Raw genomic sequence first — 21,670 nt, 5'->3', positions numbered from 1 at the left:
CTCCTTTGTCGTTTAGATAATTTCAGTTAGTAGTAATTACCCACTTTGCGGTGGTGAACAGCAGTTAAACCATCGGGGTTGGAGACGCGACCCGCAGCGACTTTGCTATACACAATCCAGTGATCGCTACATTCCATCCGACTGACCACTTCGCATTCGAGGTAGGCCAGGGCATCATTCAAAATCGGGGAACCATTTTTCGCGGTTTGCACTTTTACCCCTTCAAAGCGGTCTGCGCCGGGGGGAAAACGCTTGAGGAAATGTTTCATCAAAGGTTGGTATTTCCCTTCCTCGAGGATATTCAACACAAAGCGATCGCCCACTTGCATCAGGGATTCAATCGCCCGGTCTTTTGCTACGGCTACCGTAAAACCGGGGGGTTCAAAACTGGCTTGGGTCACCCAGGAGGCGACCATCGCCCCTTTCATGTCGCCTTTCTGGGCGGTGATGATGTACAGGCCGCCACTGATGCGTCCCATCGCTTTATCGAGTTCAGTATCGATATTTTTCCGTTGTTTGAGCTTTTCTTTTTGGGTGAGCAATTGGCCGAGGTCAGTACCAGATTCTTCACAGAGCTGATAAAGACCTTCGCTGGGTTCATCCTTGACGCGGATCGAATCAAAAGCTTTGGTCAGGCCAGCATCCCGGAAGCGCATCAGCAACGGATCAATGGGTTCGTCGTTGCCGCCGTAGGATTCAAATAATCCCACAACTTGTTTGTCCTTTGAGGCGGCGAGAATGGTGCCCACGGCTTTGCTTAATTCGGCGTTGTAGGCACTGTCGATGGGGGGCATGCCGATCACTAGCCCTGCGGCGCGACCAACGATTTCGTGGACATCTTGGGGATCTGCAACTTTGAGATCGACCATTTCTACGGCAACTCCAGCTTTGGTAATCCCTTTGGCGATCGCCTGGGAAATACGGTCACTGTAGCCATAATCAGAGACATAAAATACCGCCGCCATTTTATCGCCCTTGGTTTGGGCCTCGCTCCACTGGCGATACCACTCCATCATTTCCTTAGTGTTGTGCTTCAGCAGGGGGCCATGGCCATTGGCAACTAAGGTGATTTCCCCGTCGAGCTTGTCCACCCGTTTCATTGCACTGAGAACGGAGCGGGCGTTGGGAGCCATCAAGCATTCGTAATAAAAACGGTAATCCGGTGTGATCGCCTGGAGATCTTCGTCGTAGGTGGCATCAGAACAATAGTGCATCCCGAAGGCATCGCAGGTAAACAGAATTTCGCTCGCCGGATCGTAGGTAAAAATCGTGTCGGGCCAGTGGAGGTTCGGTGCACTGACAAATTCAAGGTTGTGACCGTTGCCTAAATCGAGGCGATCGCCACTTTTCACTTCGATAAATTCAAAGGGATCGTGTACCAAATCTTTAAGGAACTTAATCGCAATTTTTGCGCCGACCACCACTGCTTGGGGGGCAATTTTCAAAACATCTTTAACGAGGCCACTGTGATCTGGTTCCGTGTGGCTAATGATCAGGTAATCAATGGTTTTCGGGTCAATTTCGCCGGTGAGCGCATCGAGGTATCGCTGCCGAAACTTCGCGTGGGAGGTATCCACAAGGGCAATCTTTTCGCCCCGGATAATGTAGGAATTGTAGGTGGTGCCATTTTGCAAACCGAACTCGATGTCAAAGCGATCGCGGTCCCAGTCCAGTGAACGAATCGTTGTGGTATTGTCGTTAACCTTTTCTGTCTGGATCGTTAACCGCTTTTCGGTTTTAATTGGCGTAGCAACCATAGGTAACCCTCCTACACTGTGATGCAATAGTCATCTTTCACTTATTGTGGCACGAATTTATTAGGGGTTGTGGCCTAGGCAGAGGGGGAAATGATTAAACATTTCGATAACATTCATCATGGCGCAATGGTCTGAACTGCGGGAGATTTCTCGATTATTTTTGCGATTAGGTTTTACGGCGTTTGGCGGCCCTGTGGCTCACATTGCGATGATGCACGACGAGGTGGTAAAAAAACGCCACTGGCTCACGGAACAGGAATTTCTCGACATTCTCGGCGCAACAAATTTAATTCCTGGCCCCAATTCTACGGAAATGGCAATCCACCTCAGTTTTAAGCGCGCCGGTTGGTGGGGTTTGCTCATGGGGGGCCTTAGTTTTACGGCTCCGGCGGTGGGTTTAATGCTGCTCTGTGCGATCGCCTATCAGCAGTTTGGCACAACACCCCAGGGGACATGGTTGCTCTATGGGGTCAAACCAGTGGCGATCGCCATTATTGCCCAGGCCCTATGGAAGCTTGGGAAAAAGGCAATTAAAGATAGATTTGGGATCGGCTTAGCGGTATTTAATGTGGTGCTATCCCTGGTCGGTCTCCATGAACTGTGGTTGTTGTTTCTGAGTGGCTTCATTGGTCTAGGGAAAAAACTAGGGGGCCAATGGCTAAAAACAAAACAAACCCGCAGCATTGTTCCCGCTCCGTTGCTGTTGCTATTAAATGGCACCCCTGCAAATTTCAGTTTAGGCTGGCTGTTTCTCATGTTCCTCAAGGTGGGGGCGGTGCTCTATGGCAGTGGTTACGTCCTCGTGGCTTTTTTGCGGGCAGATTTTGTGGAGCGCCTCGGTTGGCTGACGGATCAACAGCTTCTTGATGCGATCGCCATCGGTCAAATCACCCCAGGGCCTTTATCTTCGACGGCGACGTTTATCGGCTATTTGCTCGGCGGAGTGCCAGGGGCCGGGGTTGCCACCTTGGGGATGTTCCTGCCTTCGTTTTTGTTTGTGGCGATTCTCAATCCAATTTTGCCGAAACTGCTCCAGGCCAAATCATTCCGGGCCTTTCTCGATGGGGTGAATATTGGTGCGCTGAGTCTTATGACCGTTGTCACCGTGTTTCTGGCGCAATCTTCTTTAGTTGATCCTCTGACCATTGGGGTGGCGATCGCCGCTTTATTCCTCTTGACCAAATACAAAATCAATTCTCTCTGGCTGGTCTTAGGTGGAATGGCGATCGGGTTACTGGCCCCCTTTGTCGTGGCGCAATAGTTTCAAAACCTTACTGGTGTTGTCTCGCATAGGCATCCACAAGATTACGAATCATCGCTTGGTAGGAAGCGTTGTGGCGTTTTGCTTCTTGTTTAAAAAATTCAATGCTTTCCTGGGTAAATTCCATCGTCACCTGCACATGGTTTTTCTTGGGAATCAATTCCTCCGGTGCCGGTAAAAAATCTCTCACCACAGTAACTTCACCAATCGGTTTAGCGGGATCCGGCGTGATATTGCTCATAAAATTTTCTCCATTGACGCCATTCAGCAGCACCAAAAATACGAATAACCTGATGGCGATAGGTAAACCGCACCGTCAAAATACGCTCTTCTACTTTACCAATGCAGAACCATCGTTCTTCCACCTCGCTATGCTGAGCATCATGGACAATTAAACGATGGGGATCAAAGAAAGCATATTGGGCCGTTTCAAAATCAACTCCATGTTTTGCTTTGTTACTAATATTCCGTTGATGATGCCACTCAAACGATGAGTACATATAGCTTTACACATTTTTATCCATATTACTTTACTGATTAGCTCAGAAAAATAAAAAGTTCTCGACCTGATTACTGGGGTAGTGGGTTTGAATTTAGAGGAGTCAAGGTAGACTAAAATCACATTCATCTGCGTATCAGTCCAAACCATGCAACTCTCGCCCCAGGAAAAAGACAAGCTGCTCATTTTCACGGCCTTTCTAGTGGCGGAACGCCGGAAAAATAAAGGACTCAAGCTCAACTATCCTGAAGCGGTGGCCTACATTTCAGGCTTAATCCTGGAAGGAGCACGGGAAGGTAAACTGGTCGCCGAACTGATGAGCGAAGGACAGACTTGGCTGACCCGTGATGATGTCATGGCCGGGGTCGCCGAAATGGTGGATGAAGTACAGGTAGAAGCGACTTTTCCCGACGGGACAAAACTGGTAACGATCCACAATCCGATCCAATAATCAAAAAATCCAGAAATTTCCCTAAAAATTTCTGCCCTCCAACAGACGGATAAAACACCATTAAAAACCTTAGAATTGGAGCAGTCTTTTTTTTGGTGTGACCGGAGTGAGGTGCCTCGGTGAATGTTCTAGATATCCTAAACCGTGGGGGGCCAGCGATGTGGCCCTTAGTACTCTTGTCGATTATGGCTCTGAGTACGATTATTGAGCGGCTGTGGTTTTGGTGGAAAGTGATCCAACAAAGCCAGCGGGTCCAGGACAAAATTTTGGATGCTGCCCATTACCAATGGCAAGCGGTGAGTGAAATTGCCCGCACCTGCCAGAAACATCCCCTTGGTCGCTTCCTCTATGCTCCTTTGAAGCAACAGGCCACCGACCCAGAAATTTTTCACTTGGCTCTCGAAGCGGCCGCTGATGAAGAATTGGCGAATATGCGTCGCGGTGAAAAGGTCTTAGAAGCAGTCATTGCCCTCTCGCCTTTGTTGGGACTCCTGGGAACTGTTTTGGGCTTAATCAACTCCTTAGGATCAATCCAATTGAGTGATTTAGGTACAGATTCGACCACGGGGGTGACCTTGGGGATCAGTGAGTCGCTCTTTTCGACGGCGATGGGTTTGATCGTCGCGATTGTGGCCCTAGCTTTTTACCGTTTATTCCAAGCGCTTTCGAGCAATCAGGTGCGCCTTTTCCGTCAAGCAGGCAGTGAACTGGAAATGCTCTATCGCCAAAATTATCTCGAAGGATTACCTGCTTCTGTTGACAATGTAGATGCAATGCTCATTGAAGGAGACCAAAATGAAGCGTGAGCCAATTAAGCCAGAAACTTTGGGTTTAAGGCCGTTCCAACTCTGGCAAGAAAATTCTGCGCCGGATCTGCGCATCGAAATTATTCCGCTGATCGATGTAATTTTTTGTGTGCTGACCTTTTTTATCCTGGCGGCAGTGAATTTATCGCGACAGCAAGCGATTAACTTAAATTTACCTGTGGCGGAGAGCGCAACGACCCAAATGCCCGATATGGTCATTGTAAGTTTGACGGACTTTGGGCAAATCTATGTGGAAAAACAACTGATTGAGACCCAGGCCCAATTTTCACAAATTGTTGAGGATTATTTAGGGCGCAATCCTAATGGTGTCGTTGTGCTCAATGCGTCGGAAAAGCGGCCCTATCAGGAAGTGATTCAGGTTTTAGATTGGCTCAAATCCATTGGTGGCGAACGGGTCGCCTTGGGAACGGGCGCAGGCACCCAGGGGGAACAGGCCCTTGATTCTTTCTTTGAGGGCCAACAAACTCCGGGCTTGAATCCAGGTGCGCCGACAATTCCCCAGGTGCCGGGAGTCAATCCGAATAATGATTTTCAGCTTGAGCCCCTCGATAGTGGCACGCCGCTACCGCCGCCCAATGGGAATGGGTTTGATTTGGAGTTACAGCCCCTAGAGGAGTTCGGGACGCCACCTAGTCCAACCCAGATTCAGGAGCAGTTACAAAATCAGCAATAGTTTGGAGAATTTGCTGGTGGATGGTTTCAGGGGGTTGGGTGGCGTCGAGTTGTTGCCAATTCCCTGGATAGGTTTGAAAAATTTGTTGGTAGTTTTGGCGCACTTGGGTAAGTTTGGCTTTGGTTTCGTAGATTTCTTGGTGCGATCGCCTTTGGACGCGCTCTAGGGCCACCTCCACGGGAAGATCGCAATAAAACACCAGATCGGGATTGGGAAAATCTTGATTGAGACGGTAAATAAATTCGTATTCGGCGGCATTGTTGGCGTTGTAGGCGAGGGAAGAAAAATAATAGCGGGTCGTAATCACCTGGATCCCAGCAGCGAGTTGTTTAAAGACGCCATCAATTTCGTTGTAAAGGTGATCATGGCGATCGCCAGCGAAGAGATAGGCCAGTTGCCGATTTAGTTGGGTTGGATCGGTGGTAAAGCGCAGCCGTTGCCGTAGGGTCTCGCGAACGAGGTTGCCGATAATGCCGTTGGAGGGTTCGGGACTGAGGACGGCGGGGATCTTTTGTCGCTGAAAATGTTGATACAAAAGCTCGGCTTGGGTAGAGCTACCGGAACCGTCAATCCCTTCAAAAACGATAAATTTTGCTTGGGTTTCACGCTGCATCACCACACCATCTCCGCCAAAAGGCCCGCATTTTCTAGGAGATTGTCCCATGTCTGGAAAGGTTTTTTAGTTTGAATCAAATCACGGCAATGGTAAATCAGTTTGCCGGAGCGATCGCCGAGGATGGTGGCCCCCAACAGTTGATCCTGGCCATCGAGCCACAATTTGAGCGTTAAGTCTTGGGGAAATTGCAGTTGATCAACGCGATCGATCATTAGAGTCTTACTCAGGATTTTTGCGTCGGGGGGCAGATTTTGACCTTGGGCACCCACATGATCAAAAGGTAGCGGTTCAAACAAACGATAGGGAATTTCGCCGTAAACACAGGGCATTTTCCGGCGCTGGGCCATATTGTTCACGAGGGTTGTCGCTTCGGCGATCGCCAATTCCGGCAAAGCATAACCGCCAAGCACTGGCCCGACCCCATAAATATTGCTGCGGGGAGTTCTAAGCTCAGGATCAACCCGTAGCCACATCTGGGGCGGCTGACAAAAATCGGGGGGCAAATTCAGTTGCGTCGTTAAACCCCGGCGCTCTTTGGCCCAAATGACGGCTTTATTTTCCTGGTTAAAAAGGTCTGGGATGATCCCAAACTGGAGCGTTACCCCCGCCACTTCGAGGCAAGTCTGTAACCGTTGGACGCAGTCAGGATCTTCCGTGGGCAATAGGCTTTTTGCGCTAATTAACGTGACTGTTTTTCCTAATTTTGCGAGGCAGTAGGCAAGGGTAAGACAATGGGGATCGTGACCGACAAGGACAATTTTTTCTGGCAGGGTGCGCCAAATTTCTGGATTTAAGAGGTCAGTGGGGCTTAAAAAACCATCCTGGGGAGGCGTAGCCCAAGTAGCGCCCGTGGCGATCGCATAATGTTTGCTTTGGAGGCGACGGGTTGCGGTGACAAAACAGGTGCTGGGTTTCCAGACAAAATTGCCCATTTCTGGGATCACATCAACGCCCGCTTCTGCCAGGCGTGCCAAGGGTTCATAGAAATCATCAGGGGCGATCGCCCCCTTGACCCAAGCGGCAATATCCATTGGTTGAGATTGTTCGGCTAGGTGTAGCAAGGTTTTTTCGAGGGCGAGTACCTGTTGATCCTGGAGTGGCTGCCCCGTTTGTTGCACTAAAGCGACTTTTTTACCAGAGGCGATCGCCCGTTTTGCCGTCGCAATGCCGGCCCCCGTTGCCCCAATCACCACCAAGTCGTAGTCCACTGCCATACCAACCCCAATTGCTCACGTTCAGAAGGGATATCATAACCCAGGTTTCGGATCGTCCTAAAGCTGCTGCAATACAGGCTCGGCTGTCGCTTTTTCCTGGGGAACAGGGCCGGTGATTTTTTGCACATTCACGGCACAGGCTTTTAATTCCGGCTGCAATGAATCGGGACAGGCTTCGGCGTGGCTCAGGGCATTAGCTTCGGTATCTTCTCCCCACAAAGCGCCCCAGTGCATCGGCGCAAAAACGGTGCCAGGGGTGATATTTTTCGTGATCAGCGCTGGAAATCGGGCCATACCGCGCGGCGATCGCACTTCCACCATTTCCCCATCGGTAATGCTGAGACGGTCTGCATCGCGGGGGTGAATTTCTAGGAAAGGATTTGGGTGCATTTTTTGGATTTTTTTGATTCGTCCCGTGCGGGTCATCGTATGCCAATGGCCATAAAGTCGTCCAATGGTCAGCACAAAAGGATAGTCGGTGTTTGGCGGCTCTGCCAGACCCCGGGAGTGGTACGCCGCAAATCTGGCCCGGCCATCGGGGGTATGGAACCGTCGGTCGGTGTAAAGCCGTTTGCCCTTGAGGGGTTCGTCCTGGTGGAATAATTTTTGCAATAAACCCCGGTTGTCAGCTGTTGTTTCTGGATCGCTCTTGGTCTCATTGGCGGGACAGGGCCATTGGATCGGCCCTTCGGTGGCCAAACGTTGGTGACTTAGCCCCGTCATATCACAGGGGCGATCGCCCGTGAGCTGCACAAATTCTGCGTAAACCTCCGCTGAAGATACCGCCCGGAACTGTTGCTGAAATCCGAGGCGGCGTCCTACCTCGGCGAAAATCTCCCAATCAGCCCAGGCTTCACCGGGGCGATCGCGGAACTGGGGACAATAGGTCACAACTCGCTCCGAATTGGTCATTGCGCCTGTTTTCTCGCCCCACTGCAACGCTGGCAAGAGGAGATGGGCGTAGTTAGACGTTTCCGTGGGGTAATAGGCATCCTGGCAAATGGTGAAAGGAGATTTTAACAGTGCGGCCTTGGTGCGTTCCAAATCGGGCATACTCACCGCTGGATTCGTCGCCACCACCCACAACAAACCCACTGTCCCCCTGTCTAGCCCCTCGATCATTGCCCAGGCATCTTTTCCGGGCAGTGGTGAAATGGTTCCTGGGGGTAATTGCCAGGCTTTTTCTAAGGTGGCGCGGTGCTCTGGATTTTTGACGAGGCGATATCCGGGCAGTAAATGGGCCAGTCCTCCCGCTTCTCTGCCCCCCATGGCATTGGGTTGACCTGTGAGGGAAAAAGGCCCGGCCCCCGGCTTGCCAATTTCTCCGGTCATTAGGTGCAAATTAATTAGGGTGCGTACCTTGGCTGTGCCCTCAGCGGATTGATTCATCCCCATCGACCACAGGGACAGAACATTGTCCGCATTGGCCCAATATTTTGCGGCTTGTTCGAGGTGATCAATGCGAATCCCACAGCGTCGGGCCACCGTTTCGGGAGTGTAGCTCTGGATGAGCATCGCATATTTAGAAAAGCCCTTGGTACATTCATCGATGAAGAGGGTATCGATTTTGCTCCATTTCAGTAATAGATGCGCAATGCCGTTGAGTAAATCAATATCGGTGCCGGGTTTGATCGCCAGGTGAAGATCGGCCACTTCGGCGGTTTTGGTGCGGCGGGGATCAACGACAATTAATTTTGCTTTAGAGCGTTTGTGGTGTTCGCGTAGGCGATTAAACACAATCGGGTGACATTCAGCGGTATTGCTGCCGATGATAAAGGCGCAATCGGTTAATTCTAGGTCTTCGTAGCAGGGGGGCGGCCCATCGGCCCCAAAGCTCTGGATATAGCCCGCCACGGCGGAGGACATACAAAGGCGGGAGTTGGCATCGAAATTGTTGGTGCCGAGGCAGCCCTTGAGGAGTTTTTGGGCGGTGTAATAGTCTTCGGTTTGGAGTTGTCCGGAGCCATACATGGCAATGCCTTCAACACCGAGGGTTGCCTGTACCGTTTTGATTCGCTCCACAATTAGCTCAAAGGCGTCATCCCAACTGATGCGCTGGAATTGATCCTGTAGCGATCGCCGATACATGGGGTAGAGTAAGCGGTCTTGATCGAGGGATTCGGCAATGGTCGCGCCCTTAACACAGACTTTACCGAGGCTGGATGGATGTTGGCGATCGCCCATGACTTTGAGGGTGGGTTGTTCATTTTTGATCACCTCAGAAACTTCGAGGCCACAACCAACACCACAATAGGGACAAAGGGTTTTCGTTTTGCGTTGATCCATTGCTAAACCGCTAACTTTAAGACTTCAATAATAGAGTTAAAAAATGCCAGAAAATTAAATGGCATTAGTTAAGGAAAAAATCCCCTGGGGCGATGATCAAGAGAGACTTACCATGGCCCCAAAGCGCGTAATAGAAAAAACCTGTAAAACGCCATTACTTGCCATGACTTTTGTTTTACAGGTTGTGCCTAAACTAATCTCAAAAACCTAATAGGTTGCTTCTTCCTCAACGGGAGGAGTCGCTGTCATTTCCGTTTCGCCTTCATGGAACTCAGCAAAGGAACCCTTGGGTTCTTTGAGGAAAAAGGCACAGAGGAAAGCAACAATTAAACCCGTAATCCCCAACACTTGGAAGAAACCGGCATTCACCGCTGCCATCACGGGTTCGCCCCCATTGGCCCCTGCCGAAGCTTCGGTGAGCAACAATAGCACTGTTAAATAGGCCACTGCTCCCACATTGCCGTAGGCGCCAACGTTTCCAGCAATTTGTCCGGTAATGCGTCGTTTGACGAGGGGAACAATCGCAAAGGTTGAACCCTCTGCGGCTTGCACAAAGAAGGAACAGGCCATCGTTAACAAAACGGCGATCGCCAAGGGCCAAGTTCCCGCCACCGAACTCATCAGGAGATAACCAATCCCCATGCCCACCGTGAGGACAACCATTGTCCATTTCCGGCTGCCCATCTTATCGGAGATTAAGCCTCCCCCTGGGCGAGACATCAAGTTCATAAACGCATAGCTAGAAGCAATAATTCCCGCCGTTGCCTTGTCTAAACTAAAGGTGCCTTCAAAGAAAGCCGGCAACATGGTCACCACCGCAAGCTCAGAACCGAAATTCACAATATAGGTCAGTTCTAAAATGGCCACTTGGCTAAAGTCATAGCGGTCTTCCGGGGCATAGCGTTTTTTCCCGGTCATTAAGTCCTTATTCACAGTCCAGCAGTTGTAGGTCTGGAACAGGTAGAGACCCACTAGCGCCAGGATGGCGATCGCCAAGCCAGTGCCATTTAAAAAATTCACCTTTTGCAAACGCCACGCCAGCACCATCAAAATCAGGGTCAAAGGCAAATTCATGGCCAACAGGAACCAGAAATCCTTTTTGGTGGTGACTTCTATGCCCCGGGCACTCTTCGGGCGGTGGTACGTTTTCCCAGGGGGGGTATCACTTACGCTGAAGTAATACAACATCCCATACAAAGCCGCGATAATCCCTGTACCGGCGATCGCCGCCCGCCAATTCAAAATAGCCGTATTAAATTCCGGGAAAAAGAGAATCTTAAAACTTTCCGGCTGGCCGAAATTAAACGCACCGGGGAGGAAGGCCAAAATGATCCCAAAAATCACCATGGTAAAGGCCGAAAATGCCGAGCCAAAGTTGCCCCAGCCCCCATAAATGCCTTCTGCCGTACCCACATCTTTGGGGGGAAACCATTCTGCGACCATCCGAATCCCGATCACAAAACCAGCCCCAACAATCCCCATCAAGAGGCGTCCTAATACCAGTTGATTAAAGCTCTGGGCCGTCGCGAAAATCAAACAGGGAACCGCAGCGTAGATCAACAATAATGAGTAGGTTAACCGGGGGCCGTATTTATCTAACAGCATGCCGATAATGATCCGTGCGGGCACCGTCAAAGCAACATTACACAACCCGATTGTGCCTAGTTGAGCATTGTCTAAGCCAAAGTCCTGGGCGATGGTGGTTGCGAAAGGTGGAAAATTAAACCACACCACGAACGACAGGAAAAAAGCAAACCAGGTCATGTGCAGGATCTTATACCTGCCATTAAATGACCACATTTCTCCAAGCATTGTTTACCATCCTAAAAAGAGTATTCTCAAGCTGCAGGTCAGACTGTCAATTTTCGACCTTATGGGAGTTCGAACTAATCAATTAATTATGAATATCAAGAAAATAAACGAGGAAATTATTCTTTCCCATTGTGAGGAGACCAATATTATTTGATTCCGACAATTGTTTATTTTCCTGCTGATAGTTCGAATGGCCTAAAAATCTCTCGCCACCGCAAGAAGTTGTGATAAAGAATCACATTCTTTCTTCGCTAAATTCGTAACCGCTGATACTCTTTATGGGGATCGATGCGCTTTTGGGATGACAAGGGGCTTAATCCTGCATCCTAAGCTTCTGAATCTGTTTCTGATGTTAATGGGGATGGTTCATTGGAGGTCTCAGCACTTTCACCATAGGCAAAACCATGTTCATCGGCGTAGCGGTGCATGAAACGCATGAATCTTTCCCAGTGGTCAGCATTATCAATTTCAAAGCGACAAATGACGCCCCGCAGTTCGTCTCCTTCTTCACCACCAAAGACGATGCGGCAACTGGAGGGGGTAACGGCGATGTCTCCTTCTTCGTCGATCAGTCGGACAATGCCATTAGAACCAGCGGTAAAGCTCTGGAAACGGTCAAGGGCATTGAGTTGGGCAAAGGTCATGGAGACGGATTTGACCCCTGTTTTGGGGTTGCGCTGCAGGCTAACGTTGCTGAGTTCTTCGCTGATGCCGTTGAAAAATTCGATCCGTGGTGTTGGGTCTTGCGGTGGGGGCGGAGCGGCTGGTTCGGTTTGTTTATTTTTAAAAAAGTTAAACATGATTGTGGAGGGCGATCGCCAGTGAGGGAGGGATATAAGGCTATACCCCTATCCTAACAATCGTGTGCTGAACCTATTCGGCTTTGCCTGCTTTATTTTGGATTTTGAGGATCAAAAATCCCCAAGCTACACCAAAGAGGACTGCGGTGATGGCAATGATAAAGCCGTTGAACATCATGCTTTCTGCGCTCATGGAAATACTCCTTTGTCTGGTTATAATGGCTTGATTTTAAAGCGATTTGGCTACAAACGGTATTTTAAAGCAGGGAGTGTTTTTTGGCGGTTGGGGAATTCCGGGGGCGCGGTTGGGGGATTCCAGGGGCGATCGCCTAGCCGTAGGCCTATAAATTTGTAAGCAGTTGTGGGAATATATAATGTCTGATTTTTGCCGTAGGGAACATGCTGAAAAACGATATTTGGATCCTCGAACAAGCCCAACAGGGGATGATTTCTCCCTTTGAAGCCTCACTGATCCGCCAGATCCAACTGTCCCCCCAGCAGACTGTACCGGCCCTCAGCTACGGCCTTTCTAGCTATGGCTACGATATTCGCCTCAGCCCCGAAGAATTTCTCATTTTCCGCCACATCCCTGGCACCGTTGTAAACCCCAAAGCCTTCAGCCCGGAAAACCTTGAACGGGTTGACCTCAAGCGCGATGAATACGGTGACTACTTTATTATTCCGGCTAATTCCTATGGTTTGGGCGTGTCCCTCGAAAAAATTCAGATGCCCCCCAACGTCACCGCGATCTGTCTTGGTAAGTCCACCTATGCCCGTGTCGGTCTGATTGCGAACACAACTCCCCTAGAGGCTTCCTGGTGCGGTGCAATCACCCTTGAATTTAGCAATGCCTCTAGTACCGACTGCCGTATTTATGCCAATGAAGGGGTTGTGCAACTACTTTTCTTTGAAGGAGATCCTTGCAATACCACCTATTCTGATCGGGGGGGCAAATACCAAAACCAAGCCGGAAAAGTCACTTTGCCCAGGGTCTAGATAGATTCTGAATGTGTTTGGCGATCGCCCCAATTTTTATTACAACCCCCATGGACATCGCTTATTTTTGTCTATGGTGAAATCAAATCTTTTCTTTCCCTGTATCTCCATTTGCTCCTGAGTTTGAATTGTCATGGATAAATTTCGCGTTGAAGTGCTCCGCTCTACCCCCAACCCCCAACAAACCATCTGGAGTGCCATGCACCAGGACTACTGCGAGGAATTTGTGTGGGAACAACAGAGTAATTTTCCAGACGAACAAAAAGCGGGGGAGTTAATTGTCAAACATCTTTTGGCGGGTGGTCGCGGTCACTATGGCCCCCTGGAACATCCCCAGATTGTTTTTAATGTGGGCTATTTTCCCCACTCGATGATGCAGCAAATCCGGACTCATCGCGTGGGCGTCTCCTTTGATGTACAGTGCCTCGCCGGAGATACAGAAATCACCTTTGTTCAAGCCTCTGGATCTCTCCGCAAAATTAAAATTAGCGATCTCCATGACCTCTGGCACAACGGAGAAAAAGCCATACGGGAACGCAAAATTCGTGGTCGCAAAGGTGAACAACCGGGCTTTTACCGCCGCGACTGCAAAACTCGCTTGCGAAAAATGTCACTAAGGGTGCTGAATGAGGACACTGGTAATTTTGAAATTGGCCATCTCCAAGATGTAATGAGTAGCGGTGAGCAGCCCGTTTATCGCCTGACCTTAGCCGATGGAAAAACCCTTGACTGCACCGTTAATCATCGTCTCTACACGACCCAAGGCTGGCAACGTATGGGAGAAGCTCTGGGTTTAATGACCGATGAAGATCATCAAGTCCTAGCAGTGACAAAAACCTGTGAAGTCATGACCAACGGCGTTGTCCGTCCCGATGCTCTCTACAGTCAGCAATCTTGGTTAGCCGCACAGGTAAAACAAGGGTTAACAGCTCAGCAAATTGCTATTATTTGTGACTGCTCCCCAGACGTGATTCGCCATTGGGCCAAGAAATTTCAATTAAAACTTCCTGCGGGTCATCGACAGCATCTAGAGATTGTCGTTAATAATTCTCGTCGTAATGATCGAGTATGTTCACAAAAGCTCCTTCGTTTTCAGATCGAGTCAAAAGATAGCGGTCCCCGCTTAAAAGCGCATCCGGTGAAGGTGGTTGCCGTGGAATATCTTGGGATCCAGCCCACCTACGATCTGGAAGTACAAGGGCCTTGGCATAATTTTGTGGCGAATGGTGTTGTTGTGCACAATTCTTTCCGCTATACAGGACAGCGGATTATTGACGTTGCAGAAGGCAAGCGGGACGTAGAAGAGGTCTTTTACCTGCGGCCTGTGGGTAAGTATGACAATCGTCAAGGGAAAAAATATTTTTACTCAGAAGAACAACGCCAGGCGGATAAGGAATGGTGTCTGGCTGCCTGCGATCGCTATCGGCAACGGATTGAAGAAGGCTTGGCAGAGGAGCACGCTCGGAGTTTGATTCCTTTTGATGCACGGCAACACTTTGTTATGAGTTGTAATGTGCGATCGCTGATGCATTTGTTAGATTTGCGTTGGAAAAAAGACGCCCAACTAGAAGCCCAACAACTTTGTGAATTATTATTTGTTCACTTTGAAACTTGGTGTCCAGAAATTGCAGCTTGGTACCATAAGAATCGCGCCCAAAAAGCACGCTTGTCGCCTTAAGATTTTCTTTAGATTTTTGAGGCTGAGTGCCGATAAATTTACGCAAAAGTTAACATTGCTTGGTAATCTGTAATGTTCTTTCTAAATAGATCGAGTGGATGAAACCTTTGAAAATCAAAGAATAAGGCCGATTATCCATAAATTTTGATTGTCATGACCGGGGAATTTTGTGAAAATTCCTTAATCCTTTTGAATTTTCCTTTTAAGATAGAAGCAGTTGCTTTAGCTTGGTTGTGATGCCTCGAATTTTAATTATTGATGATGATCCGGCGATCGCCGAATTGGTTGCGATAAACCTTGAAATGGCGGGTTATGACGTCAGTCGTGCCGAAGACGGTATTAAAGGTCAGGCATTGGCGGTGCAGCTACAACCCGATTTGGTCATGCTGGATCTGATGTTGCCGAAAGTGGACGGGTTTACCGTTTGTCAACGGATCCGGCGGGAAGAACGCACAGCAGATATCCCCATTTTGATGTTAACCGCCCTGGGACAGACCCAAGATAAGGTGGATGGCTTTAATGCCGGGGCTGATGATTACCTCACGAAGCCCTTTGAAGTCGAAGAAATGTTGGTGCGGGTGCGGGCTTTATTGCGACGGAGCGATCGCATTCCCCAGGCCGCCAAACACACAGAAATTTTGAACTACGGCCCGTTAACATTAATCCCAGAGCGATTCGAGGCGATTTGGTTTGATCAGACCATCAAGTTGACTCACCTTGAATTTGAATTACTCCACTGTCTCCTGCAACGTCACGGCCAGACCATTTCTCCCAGCGAAATCCTCAAGGAAGTGTGGGGTTATGATCCTTCCGATGATATTGAGACCATCCGGGTGCACGTTCGCCACCTGCGCACGAAGTTAGAGCCGGAGCCCCGTCGTCCCCAGTACATCAAAACGGTTTATGGGGCGGGTTACTGCCTGGAGTTGCCGTCGCGGGTAAACCACGGGGAGACAACTCAGGTCTCGGAGCCAATGAACTCCTAGGCCCAAGTTTGCTTTGGCGTTAATTGATCAGCGATCAAAGGTAATGGAGCCAGCGGAGTCCCCAATTTCTAAGGCGATCGCGCTGGGCAAAGCGGCCATAAAGTACCTGGGAGAGCAACCAGCGTTTTAGGGGATATCGCCATTGTCGTAATAAGGTCTGCAATCCCCAGCCGAGCAGACCCAAGACGATGGGAACGAGGATCCACAGTAGGGGTTGCATCATCAGCGTTGACCAACCCAAGATCACAGAGATGAATACAAAGGCGATCGCCAAGGGCCAGGCAAGATAACTGAAGCCATACTTTCGTTGTCGCCAGGGTAATTGCGTCAATAATTGCCCAATAAACCACCCTTGAATTTCTGCTAACTGTTGATAGAGGGAAGGCGACGGCAGTAGATCCGCTACCACTTGGTGCAACACACCGCCATCAAGTCCAATTTGGGTTTTCAAAACGTTGATCCCTTCGTAACGCAACAGAAAAGAGAGGGACGCCTGGGGCCAATCACCTTCTCGAAAAAGCACATATTTTCGCCAAGTGAGGTTGAACTCATCGGTAAACGTTAGGGTTTGCCCTTGGTTTTTGAGCGCTAGGAGCTGCAAAAGGGCATCGTGATCCAACACAAATAAAACCCCGTGGCAGAGTGTGGACTGCGGTGGCGGCGTTAGCTGTTCTTGATCCAGTTGGATGTAGGGGTGTGCGGAAACAGTCACGGGAGGAAGGGCAAAAAGCGTAAATGACAGAGGAAACTATTGGGGCTTGGCAAGGGGCGCTCTGGGGAGGCTTGGTCGGGCTTTGGACGTTTGTGAACTCGGTTTGGGTTGTCGTTTGAACGTGCCTTGAATGAGACTGATAAAAAATCTTAAGAGTCCCTGCCATTGCTGTTCGCTGGTTTGGATATTGTGCTGGTGGGCCTGGAGGACTGTCGTGCAGTGGGGATGGCTCATCAGGGCTTCGGTGTAGGTATTCGCAATGGTGCCATCCAGTTGCAGGATTGTTTTCGCGTAAATAATGCCTTCGGGGAGGGGCTGTTTCGCTTGTTGGTGCTGTCGTTTGCGTTGGTCAAGGGCAATTTTTAGTTCTCCTAGTTTGCGTAGGCAACAGAGAAATTGGCGATCGCCAAGTAGATTTTGAATTTGCCGCTGATCTTGGGCATTGCCCGTGGGATTAGGGAGTGGGGGTAGAGGGCCGGAGTTTTCGCCATGATACAAAGGGTGTGTCGGTTCCCTAAGGAGGGCGTGGTATTGTCGCGCCAGTTGCGATCGCAAATTGCCGTAGGCCGCCTGTAAATCGGGGGAATAATGCTGCTGGCTGAGCGTATCCTCCCTGAGATAATACAAATCTTGATAAACCTCCTGGGGAATGAATCGCTGACCATCAATGGCATCGACCACCATCGTACTGACCTCTAAGGTGGTTGCATCCAGAAAAACCTGATTTAGAGCCTGGATAAATGGGTCCATGGCAGCAGGCTGGGGCTGAGGGGATTTGGCTTCGGGAGCAGAACGATTCATGGGAGACCAAAAAAGTGGGATGAAACAATTGGGAGCGTCGTTAGCAGTAACACCTAGGACTCTTCTTCTAGAAAAAGAGGCGCCTCGTCTCCAAAATCAAAATCATCAAAGTCCTTGCTATCAAAGGCACTCAGTTCTTCTAAATCTGCTAGCGCTTCTTCTAAATCTAGATCCCCTAGGGGGGCGATCGCCTCATCGCTGGCGGATAGATCAATGGCACTTTCTTGATCCAGATTATCAAGGCTGGTGATATCTATCGCTGAATTTTCCCCATCAAGGGCAAGATCGAAATTAGGATCTAGTTCACCCGATAGATCAAGTTCCTCTAACCAACTATCATCGCTGAAATCATTGGTCGGGGCGGCTGTTGCGTCATGGTGATGATTGGCCTCGCTGGTGCCGTTGCTTTCATCTCCTAGGGAAGGGAGATCGGCTGTAAGGTCAAGATCATCATCCCAAAGGGCCATGCCCTCCGGTGGTAAAGTCTGGGGGTCAAGGTCAAGGTCTAAGTCGTCAAAATCCAGGGCTGCAGCATCTTGCGGACTAAGATCATCTGGCTGTTGAAAATCTGCCTGAATCACAGTCTCTTTGCTGAACTCACTGGCCTCAAAGTCGTGGGAATTTTCTTGGTGATCAAGGGCTTCGATTTCAAGTTCGGAGAGATGGTCTTGATCGAGATCAAAGTCAAGCAGTGCTGCCTCATCGAGTTCCCCTAGGTTAAAGATATCGGCATCTTCTTCCTCTGGGTCGGCTCTCTCTGACAGCCAAGCGTCGGAATCCGTCGTGGATTCTGGTGGGGCATCAGGATCAGCAGGGGCGATGTGAATATCCTCGGTGAAGTCTTGTTGTTCTAGATCTAAATCAAAGGATGCATCGAGGGGATCAAGGGCCATTTCCCCAGAGAGATCCATCTGGTCGAGGTCAAACTCAAAATCGTCAAATTGCTCAAAATCTTCTTCAGATAGAGCTTCTGGAGCTTCTAGGGAATCGGTATCTGACCCAGAATCATCACTAATATTGTTGGAATGATCAATGGGTTCGAGATCAAGCTCAAAATCACTGGGCAGATCGAAGTCTTCCTCGGCTAGGGGATCTGCCGTTGCCAAGGGATCCGCCCCAAGCTCAAAATCGGCATCAAAAGCATCGGGATCGAGGTCTAGGTCTCCGTCGTCATCTAATTCTAGATCCAGGGCTAAGTCTGAACTGCCAAGGTCTGGGGCATTTAAGGGGCCGAGGGTATTTTCGTCTAAATCTGTGGGGAAGAGGTTGAAATCAAAGGCGTCCAAATCCTCTAGATCCGTGGGTAGGTCTTGGTGATCTGTAATGGTTTCTTCGGGGGCGATCGCCGCATCTGCTTCGGTAGTTTCAATGAGCGTTTCTTCATTACTCCCCAGAAGATCGTCCAAGTCAGCGGCGGCCAAAGTCTCTAAACGTTCTAAATCAGAGTCCGTAAAGTCTAATTCTTCTTCGCTGAATTCCTCGCTGGGCAAGGCCTCATCTGTCGTCAACTCTGATGAGGCTTCCGGGTCACTGTCAAAATTGGCGGTGGTGACATCCGGGAAGGCTTGGCTTAGGCGATCGCCAAGTTCATCTTCCGGGAGTTCGCCGAGGGCCAGATCCTCTATGAAAATATCCTCCCCAAAGTCAGCGATGGTTTCATTGAAGTCCCCTAAGTCTGCTTCACTATCACCATCATTAGCTTCGGACTCTGCCAGATCAGGTAAAGCCTCTGCTTCTGCGGCCAGTTCCTGCTCCAACCAATTTTCCGGAAGGGGAGGTAAAGGCAATCGGTCTGTCTCCGGCCCATCGAGGGACGTGATCTCTGTGACGCCTGGGTGATTGTGCCAATCCTGATTCAAAAATGCAAATAAAGTCTCATCATCGACCGCATCTAGATCCGTGGTTTCTAACGATGTCGCTGTCTCTGCTACGGGAGTTTCAGGGTCTTCGAGTAAATCTTCTAATTCTAAATCGTCTACTGCCTCATCTCCGAAGGGATCGCTGTCTACTTCAAAATCTGCCAAATTGGGGACATAGGCATCGGGGCGATCGCCGTTGGCCCGTTCTGCCGCCGTGCTATCAACGGGGGTTTCCCAATCTTCAATTTCTGGGGCCTCATGGGTCGTCAGGGTCGCCTCTGGCGTTTCATCCAGGACAATTTCCGCAAAATTATCTAAAAAGTTGAGAGAATCAGCATCCGCTAGATCCTTCGCCTCGTTCTTTTCTGCGACAAGGCTGGGCTGAGGTTCCGCAGCTGATTCGGTCGGGGCCTCTGGGGCTACCGTTGGCAGGGGGGTTATGGGCAAGAGGGGGAATTTTGTCACTCTCCGGCGGCGTTTCTGAAAAAGGCTCAACAACCTTAACCGTGGCGGCCATGAGCGTTTGGTTAGGAATTTCAAGGAATTTCAGGTCTAGGGGTTCCTCGGCATTCATCAAGCGGTCATATTGCTGCAGGGTCACGAGCAACTGAAATAGCTGCTGCAAACCCTGGAAATTCTCTTGAATTTTACGGTGACCCAGGGCAACCTGCTGTTGGTGAAAATGCTGGAGATTTTGGTACTGAGCGTTATTAAGTACGGCCTCGCCGACATCATTTTCGACGGTGCCATTAATGAGATCGACTTGGGTATGGAGGCTCGTATCGGGAGGGTAGGGCTCACCCTGGTCAGGATGACGGACAATGCGAGTTGTAATATTTAGGGTTGCTGCCTTACTCGCCACCATCGTAAAGGCTTTGGAAAGGTCGCCGCTGCGGAGGGCTTGCTTAAATTCATCGCTTAAGGACATGGTGGAATCTCCTTGGTCACTGGGTTGGCGCAAAAATGGGGGCGCAGTATGGATAAAAGCCTGGGGATGATGGCTGAGCGGATGTTATTTCTTCTCAGAATATCCCATCCCTAAAATGTCGTTGGTAAAATGCCAGTAAATGTAACATTGCCCTATTTGTTTGACATTGCCGCTGATCCTAGGGCCACAGGTGCTGAACGGTATAGCCGAGGTGGGTCAGCATTTCCCGCAATAGCGGCAGGCTCAAGCCAATAACATTACTATGGCAGCCTTCAATTTTTTCGATAAAAAGCCCCCCTTTTCCTTCAAGGGCAAAACACCCTGCACATTGTAGGGGTTCACCGCTGCGCACATAGGCCGCAATGGTGTCATCGTCAATGGCCGCGAAATAGACTTTGGTGACTCCGTGGCGCACGAGTAGTTGGTTTTGAGTTTGATCCACGAGGGCATGGCCTGTGTAGAGCAAACCGTAATGGCCCCGCATGGTTTGCCACCGGGCGATCGCCTCAGTAGGGGAGGCCGGTTTCCCCAGGATTTCGCCCCGGACATGGAGCACCGAATCGCAGCCGAGGATTAAAGCATCTTGGCGATGTTGGGCCACGGTTTTTGCTTTGGCCGCAGCGAGGGCTTCGACCAACTGGGCCGGATCATCATGGTGAATTTGGGATTCATCAAAGTGACTCACGTGGACAATGGGGTTGATCCCAATGCCTTGGAGTAAACGACGACGGGCTGGGGAAGCGGACGCAAGGACAAATTCCATGGTGTTTTGAGATAAGGCGGCGCAAACAAAGGCAATTACAGCATACCCAGGTGGATGCACTGGCGGATCAAGGTGTCAAAAATATTGCTTCAATATGGCTCATCAATTAGACCTTAAAGGAATTGACCATCGCGTTAAAGAGTTTCTCCACTTGGGGCCAACGGCTTTCGCGGGTCGAGAGATTGAAGGTATAGAGTTTGCCTAGCTTGACGGCAACGGTGGCGAGGTCATGGCGCATTTGACCTTCAGGGAGGGTGACGCGATATTCGAGGGTGTAATAGGTTTGGCCCTTGTCGGTGCGGCTTTCGGCCCGGATCAATTCAGGTTGGCGATCGCTATTTTGGCTTGCTTCTTTCATGAACCGATAGCCAACGTCGGTGGGGGTGCCGAGATCGTTTAAGGCTTTATCGGCGGGAACATCACTGATAATGACGCTCAAATTTTCGGAATATTCCACCAAATCCCGAAACACCACATCTACGCCAGTATCGCTCTTGCTGACGTCAACGGGAATCCAACCATTGGGATAAAGAAACTGATAGCCATAGGTGCCATTGCTATAGCCCTGGAGGCTACCAACGCCACCACAAGCAGCCAACGTACAACTAATCACGATCAACAAACTGGCGATCGCCTTTTTCCATCGATTTTGGCGCATTTATTTACCTCAGAAATTTAAAAGAAATTAAAAAATAAACTTACAGAGCCGGAGTCTCCGCGTTCATCATCCTAGCGAAAACACCGGCTCAAA

The 21,670-nt window shown here is 49.8% G+C and carries 22 protein-coding genes; 7 read left to right on the top strand and 15 right to left on the bottom strand.

Features of this window, described 5'->3' with window-relative positions; genetic code table 11:
- Nucleotides 1-26: 26 nt before the first annotated feature.
- Complete coding sequence (locus AACR41_RS11530) at nucleotides 27-1,757, bottom strand: diflavin flavoprotein (protein ID WP_030006534.1); 1,731 nt, start codon at nucleotides 1,755-1,757, stop codon at nucleotides 27-29.
- A 118-nt stretch (nucleotides 1,758-1,875) separates the two neighbouring features.
- Between AACR41_RS11530 and chrA the strand changes: the two genes are divergently transcribed.
- On the top strand, nucleotides 1,876-3,018 hold the full coding sequence (gene chrA / locus AACR41_RS11525) for a chromate efflux transporter (RefSeq protein ID WP_030006533.1): 1,143 nt from the start codon (nucleotides 1,876-1,878) through the stop codon (nucleotides 3,016-3,018).
- A 10-nt stretch (nucleotides 3,019-3,028) separates the two neighbouring features.
- Here chrA and AACR41_RS11520 read toward each other — a convergent pair whose 3' ends face one another.
- Together AACR41_RS11520 and AACR41_RS11515 are read right to left on the bottom strand one after the other, a co-directional pair.
- Nucleotides 3,029-3,259, bottom strand: a complete 231-nt coding sequence (locus AACR41_RS11520) for a hypothetical protein (protein ID WP_030006532.1) — start codon at nucleotides 3,257-3,259, stop codon at nucleotides 3,029-3,031.
- A complete protein-coding gene (locus AACR41_RS11515; RefSeq protein WP_030006531.1) occupies nucleotides 3,231-3,518 on the bottom strand; it encodes a BrnT family toxin in 288 nt (95 codons plus the stop codon). The genes AACR41_RS11520 and AACR41_RS11515 overlap by 29 nt, the downstream gene beginning before the upstream one ends.
- A gap of 147 nt (nucleotides 3,519-3,665) precedes the next feature.
- Here AACR41_RS11515 and ureA point away from each other — a divergent pair, with 147 nt between their 5' ends.
- The 3 genes from ureA to AACR41_RS11500 all read left to right on the top strand — a co-directional run bounded on the left by ureA (nucleotide 3,666) and on the right by AACR41_RS11500 (nucleotide 5,468).
- Nucleotides 3,666-3,968, top strand: a complete 303-nt coding sequence (ureA, locus tag AACR41_RS11510) for an urease subunit gamma (protein ID WP_012306939.1) — start codon at nucleotides 3,666-3,668, stop codon at nucleotides 3,966-3,968.
- A gap of 185 nt (nucleotides 3,969-4,153) precedes the next feature.
- Nucleotides 4,154-4,774, top strand: coding sequence for a MotA/TolQ/ExbB proton channel family protein (locus AACR41_RS11505; RefSeq protein WP_303396470.1), 621 nt, complete (start codon nucleotides 4,154-4,156; stop codon nucleotides 4,772-4,774).
- The gene (locus tag AACR41_RS11500; protein WP_030006529.1) at nucleotides 4,764-5,468 is read left to right on the top strand and encodes an ExbD/TolR family protein; all 705 of its coding nucleotides are present in this window, start codon (nucleotides 4,764-4,766) and stop codon (nucleotides 5,466-5,468) included. Before AACR41_RS11505 ends, AACR41_RS11500 begins: the two co-directional genes overlap by 11 nt.
- Here AACR41_RS11500 and tmk read toward each other — a convergent pair.
- The 6 genes from tmk to petM all read right to left on the bottom strand — a co-directional run bounded on the left by tmk (nucleotide 5,425) and on the right by petM (nucleotide 12,389).
- The gene (gene tmk / locus AACR41_RS11495) at nucleotides 5,425-6,081 is read right to left on the bottom strand and encodes a dTMP kinase (RefSeq protein ID WP_045441677.1); all 657 of its coding nucleotides are present in this window, start codon (nucleotides 6,079-6,081) and stop codon (nucleotides 5,425-5,427) included. The genes AACR41_RS11500 and tmk overlap by 44 nt on opposite strands.
- Complete coding sequence (locus tag AACR41_RS11490; protein WP_030006527.1) at nucleotides 6,081-7,298, bottom strand: FAD-dependent oxidoreductase; 1,218 nt, start codon at nucleotides 7,296-7,298, stop codon at nucleotides 6,081-6,083. Before AACR41_RS11490 ends, tmk begins: the two co-directional genes overlap by 1 nt.
- 57 nt (nucleotides 7,299-7,355) lie before the next feature.
- The gene (locus AACR41_RS11485; protein ID WP_030006526.1) at nucleotides 7,356-9,584 is read right to left on the bottom strand and encodes a molybdopterin oxidoreductase family protein; all 2,229 of its coding nucleotides are present in this window, start codon (nucleotides 9,582-9,584) and stop codon (nucleotides 7,356-7,358) included.
- 207 nt (nucleotides 9,585-9,791) lie between these two features.
- On the bottom strand, nucleotides 9,792-11,396 hold the full coding sequence (locus AACR41_RS11480; protein WP_030006525.1) for an MFS transporter: 1,605 nt from the start codon (nucleotides 11,394-11,396) through the stop codon (nucleotides 9,792-9,794).
- A 326-nt stretch (nucleotides 11,397-11,722) separates the two neighbouring features.
- Nucleotides 11,723-12,196, bottom strand: coding sequence for a photosystem II reaction center protein Psb28 (psb28, locus tag AACR41_RS11475; protein WP_030006524.1), 474 nt, complete (start codon nucleotides 12,194-12,196; stop codon nucleotides 11,723-11,725).
- 73 nt (nucleotides 12,197-12,269) lie between these two features.
- Entirely contained in the window at nucleotides 12,270-12,389 is a 120-nt protein-coding gene (gene petM, locus AACR41_RS11470) for a cytochrome b6-f complex subunit PetM (RefSeq protein WP_012306931.1), read from the bottom strand.
- 206 nt (nucleotides 12,390-12,595) lie between these two features.
- Here petM and dcd point away from each other — a divergent pair, with 206 nt between their 5' ends.
- The 3 genes from dcd (at nucleotide 12,596) to AACR41_RS11455 (ending at nucleotide 15,856) form a co-directional block, all read left to right on the top strand.
- Nucleotides 12,596-13,192 (top strand): dCTP deaminase, encoded by a 597-nt coding sequence (gene dcd, locus AACR41_RS11465; RefSeq protein WP_030006523.1) that lies wholly within the window; start codon nucleotides 12,596-12,598, stop codon nucleotides 13,190-13,192.
- Between the two features lie 133 nt (nucleotides 13,193-13,325).
- Nucleotides 13,326-14,870: an FAD-dependent thymidylate synthase gene (gene thyX / locus AACR41_RS11460; RefSeq protein ID WP_030006522.1), complete on the top strand. Its 1,545-nt coding sequence runs from the start codon at nucleotides 13,326-13,328 to the stop codon at nucleotides 14,868-14,870.
- A 236-nt stretch (nucleotides 14,871-15,106) separates the two neighbouring features.
- On the top strand, nucleotides 15,107-15,856 hold the full coding sequence (locus tag AACR41_RS11455) for a response regulator transcription factor (protein ID WP_012306928.1): 750 nt from the start codon (nucleotides 15,107-15,109) through the stop codon (nucleotides 15,854-15,856).
- 34 nt (nucleotides 15,857-15,890) lie between these two features.
- On the opposite strand, the gene AACR41_RS11450 is transcribed toward AACR41_RS11455, so the two are convergent.
- The 6 genes from AACR41_RS11450 to psbP all read right to left on the bottom strand — a co-directional run bounded on the left by AACR41_RS11450 (nucleotide 15,891) and on the right by psbP (nucleotide 21,577).
- Nucleotides 15,891-16,568, bottom strand: a complete 678-nt coding sequence (locus AACR41_RS11450) for a hypothetical protein (RefSeq protein WP_152550981.1) — start codon at nucleotides 16,566-16,568, stop codon at nucleotides 15,891-15,893.
- 36 nt (nucleotides 16,569-16,604) lie between these two features.
- Nucleotides 16,605-17,369 carry a hypothetical protein gene (locus AACR41_RS11445; RefSeq protein ID WP_030006520.1) on the bottom strand — a complete coding sequence of 255 codons (765 nt, stop codon included), beginning with the start codon at nucleotides 17,367-17,369 and terminating at the stop codon, nucleotides 16,605-16,607.
- A gap of 53 nt (nucleotides 17,370-17,422) precedes the next feature.
- The gene (locus AACR41_RS11440) at nucleotides 17,423-19,675 is read right to left on the bottom strand and encodes a hypothetical protein (RefSeq protein ID WP_030006519.1); all 2,253 of its coding nucleotides are present in this window, start codon (nucleotides 19,673-19,675) and stop codon (nucleotides 17,423-17,425) included.
- Complete coding sequence (locus AACR41_RS11435) at nucleotides 19,560-20,156, bottom strand: hypothetical protein (RefSeq protein WP_030006518.1); 597 nt, start codon at nucleotides 20,154-20,156, stop codon at nucleotides 19,560-19,562. The genes AACR41_RS11440 and AACR41_RS11435 overlap by 116 nt, the downstream gene beginning before the upstream one ends.
- 178 nt (nucleotides 20,157-20,334) lie before the next feature.
- The gene (locus AACR41_RS11430; RefSeq protein WP_030006517.1) at nucleotides 20,335-20,919 is read right to left on the bottom strand and encodes a Maf family protein; all 585 of its coding nucleotides are present in this window, start codon (nucleotides 20,917-20,919) and stop codon (nucleotides 20,335-20,337) included.
- Nucleotides 20,920-21,025: 106 nt separating this feature from the next.
- Nucleotides 21,026-21,577, bottom strand: coding sequence for a photosystem II reaction center PsbP (gene psbP, locus AACR41_RS11425; RefSeq protein ID WP_012306923.1), 552 nt, complete (start codon nucleotides 21,575-21,577; stop codon nucleotides 21,026-21,028).
- Between the last annotated feature and the right edge of the window lie 93 nt (nucleotides 21,578-21,670).

The sequence above is a fragment of the Picosynechococcus sp. NKBG042902 genome (assembly GCF_963864045.1).
In the GTDB taxonomy this organism is placed as follows: domain Bacteria; phylum Cyanobacteriota; class Cyanobacteriia; order Cyanobacteriales; family MRBY01; genus MRBY01.
The sequence above is the reverse complement of the archived record's forward strand: the minus strand, read 5'-3'. Positions and strand labels throughout refer to the sequence as shown.

What these genes read in the sequence shown, in the direction of transcription:
- AACR41_RS11445 (WP_030006520.1), bottom strand. Translation starts at nt 17,369, where the DNA reads ATGAATCGTTCTGCTCCCGAAGCCAAATCCCCTCAGCCCCAGCCTGCT.
- ureA (WP_012306939.1), top strand. Translation starts at nt 3,666, where the DNA reads ATGCAACTCTCGCCCCAGGAAAAAGACAAGCTGCTCATTTTCACGGCC.
- AACR41_RS11490 (WP_030006527.1), bottom strand. Translation starts at nt 7,298, where the DNA reads ATGGCAGTGGACTACGACTTGGTGGTGATTGGGGCAACGGGGGCCGGC.
- psbP (WP_012306923.1), bottom strand. Translation starts at nt 21,577, where the DNA reads ATGCGCCAAAATCGATGGAAAAAGGCGATCGCCAGTTTGTTGATCGTG.
- AACR41_RS11435 (WP_030006518.1), bottom strand. Translation starts at nt 20,156, where the DNA reads ATGTCCTTAAGCGATGAATTTAAGCAAGCCCTCCGCAGCGGCGACCTT.
- AACR41_RS11430 (WP_030006517.1), bottom strand. Translation starts at nt 20,919, where the DNA reads ATGGAATTTGTCCTTGCGTCCGCTTCCCCAGCCCGTCGTCGTTTACTC.
- chrA (WP_030006533.1), top strand. Translation starts at nt 1,876, where the DNA reads ATGGCGCAATGGTCTGAACTGCGGGAGATTTCTCGATTATTTTTGCGA.
- AACR41_RS11455 (WP_012306928.1), top strand. Translation starts at nt 15,107, where the DNA reads ATGCCTCGAATTTTAATTATTGATGATGATCCGGCGATCGCCGAATTG.
- dcd (WP_030006523.1), top strand. Translation starts at nt 12,596, where the DNA reads ATGCTGAAAAACGATATTTGGATCCTCGAACAAGCCCAACAGGGGATG.
- psb28 (WP_030006524.1), bottom strand. Translation starts at nt 12,196, where the DNA reads ATGTTTAACTTTTTTAAAAATAAACAAACCGAACCAGCCGCTCCGCCC.
- AACR41_RS11530 (WP_030006534.1), bottom strand. Translation starts at nt 1,757, where the DNA reads ATGGTTGCTACGCCAATTAAAACCGAAAAGCGGTTAACGATCCAGACA.
- AACR41_RS11515 (WP_030006531.1), bottom strand. Translation starts at nt 3,518, where the DNA reads ATGTACTCATCGTTTGAGTGGCATCATCAACGGAATATTAGTAACAAA.
- AACR41_RS11500 (WP_030006529.1), top strand. Translation starts at nt 4,764, where the DNA reads ATGAAGCGTGAGCCAATTAAGCCAGAAACTTTGGGTTTAAGGCCGTTC.
- AACR41_RS11485 (WP_030006526.1), bottom strand. Translation starts at nt 9,584, where the DNA reads ATGGATCAACGCAAAACGAAAACCCTTTGTCCCTATTGTGGTGTTGGT.
- AACR41_RS11520 (WP_030006532.1), bottom strand. Translation starts at nt 3,259, where the DNA reads ATGAGCAATATCACGCCGGATCCCGCTAAACCGATTGGTGAAGTTACT.
- thyX (WP_030006522.1), top strand. Translation starts at nt 13,326, where the DNA reads ATGGATAAATTTCGCGTTGAAGTGCTCCGCTCTACCCCCAACCCCCAA.
- tmk (WP_045441677.1), bottom strand. Translation starts at nt 6,081, where the DNA reads ATGCAGCGTGAAACCCAAGCAAAATTTATCGTTTTTGAAGGGATTGAC.
- AACR41_RS11505 (WP_303396470.1), top strand. Translation starts at nt 4,154, where the DNA reads ATGGCTCTGAGTACGATTATTGAGCGGCTGTGGTTTTGGTGGAAAGTG.
- AACR41_RS11480 (WP_030006525.1), bottom strand. Translation starts at nt 11,396, where the DNA reads ATGCTTGGAGAAATGTGGTCATTTAATGGCAGGTATAAGATCCTGCAC.
- petM (WP_012306931.1), bottom strand. Translation starts at nt 12,389, where the DNA reads ATGAGCGCAGAAAGCATGATGTTCAACGGCTTTATCATTGCCATCACC.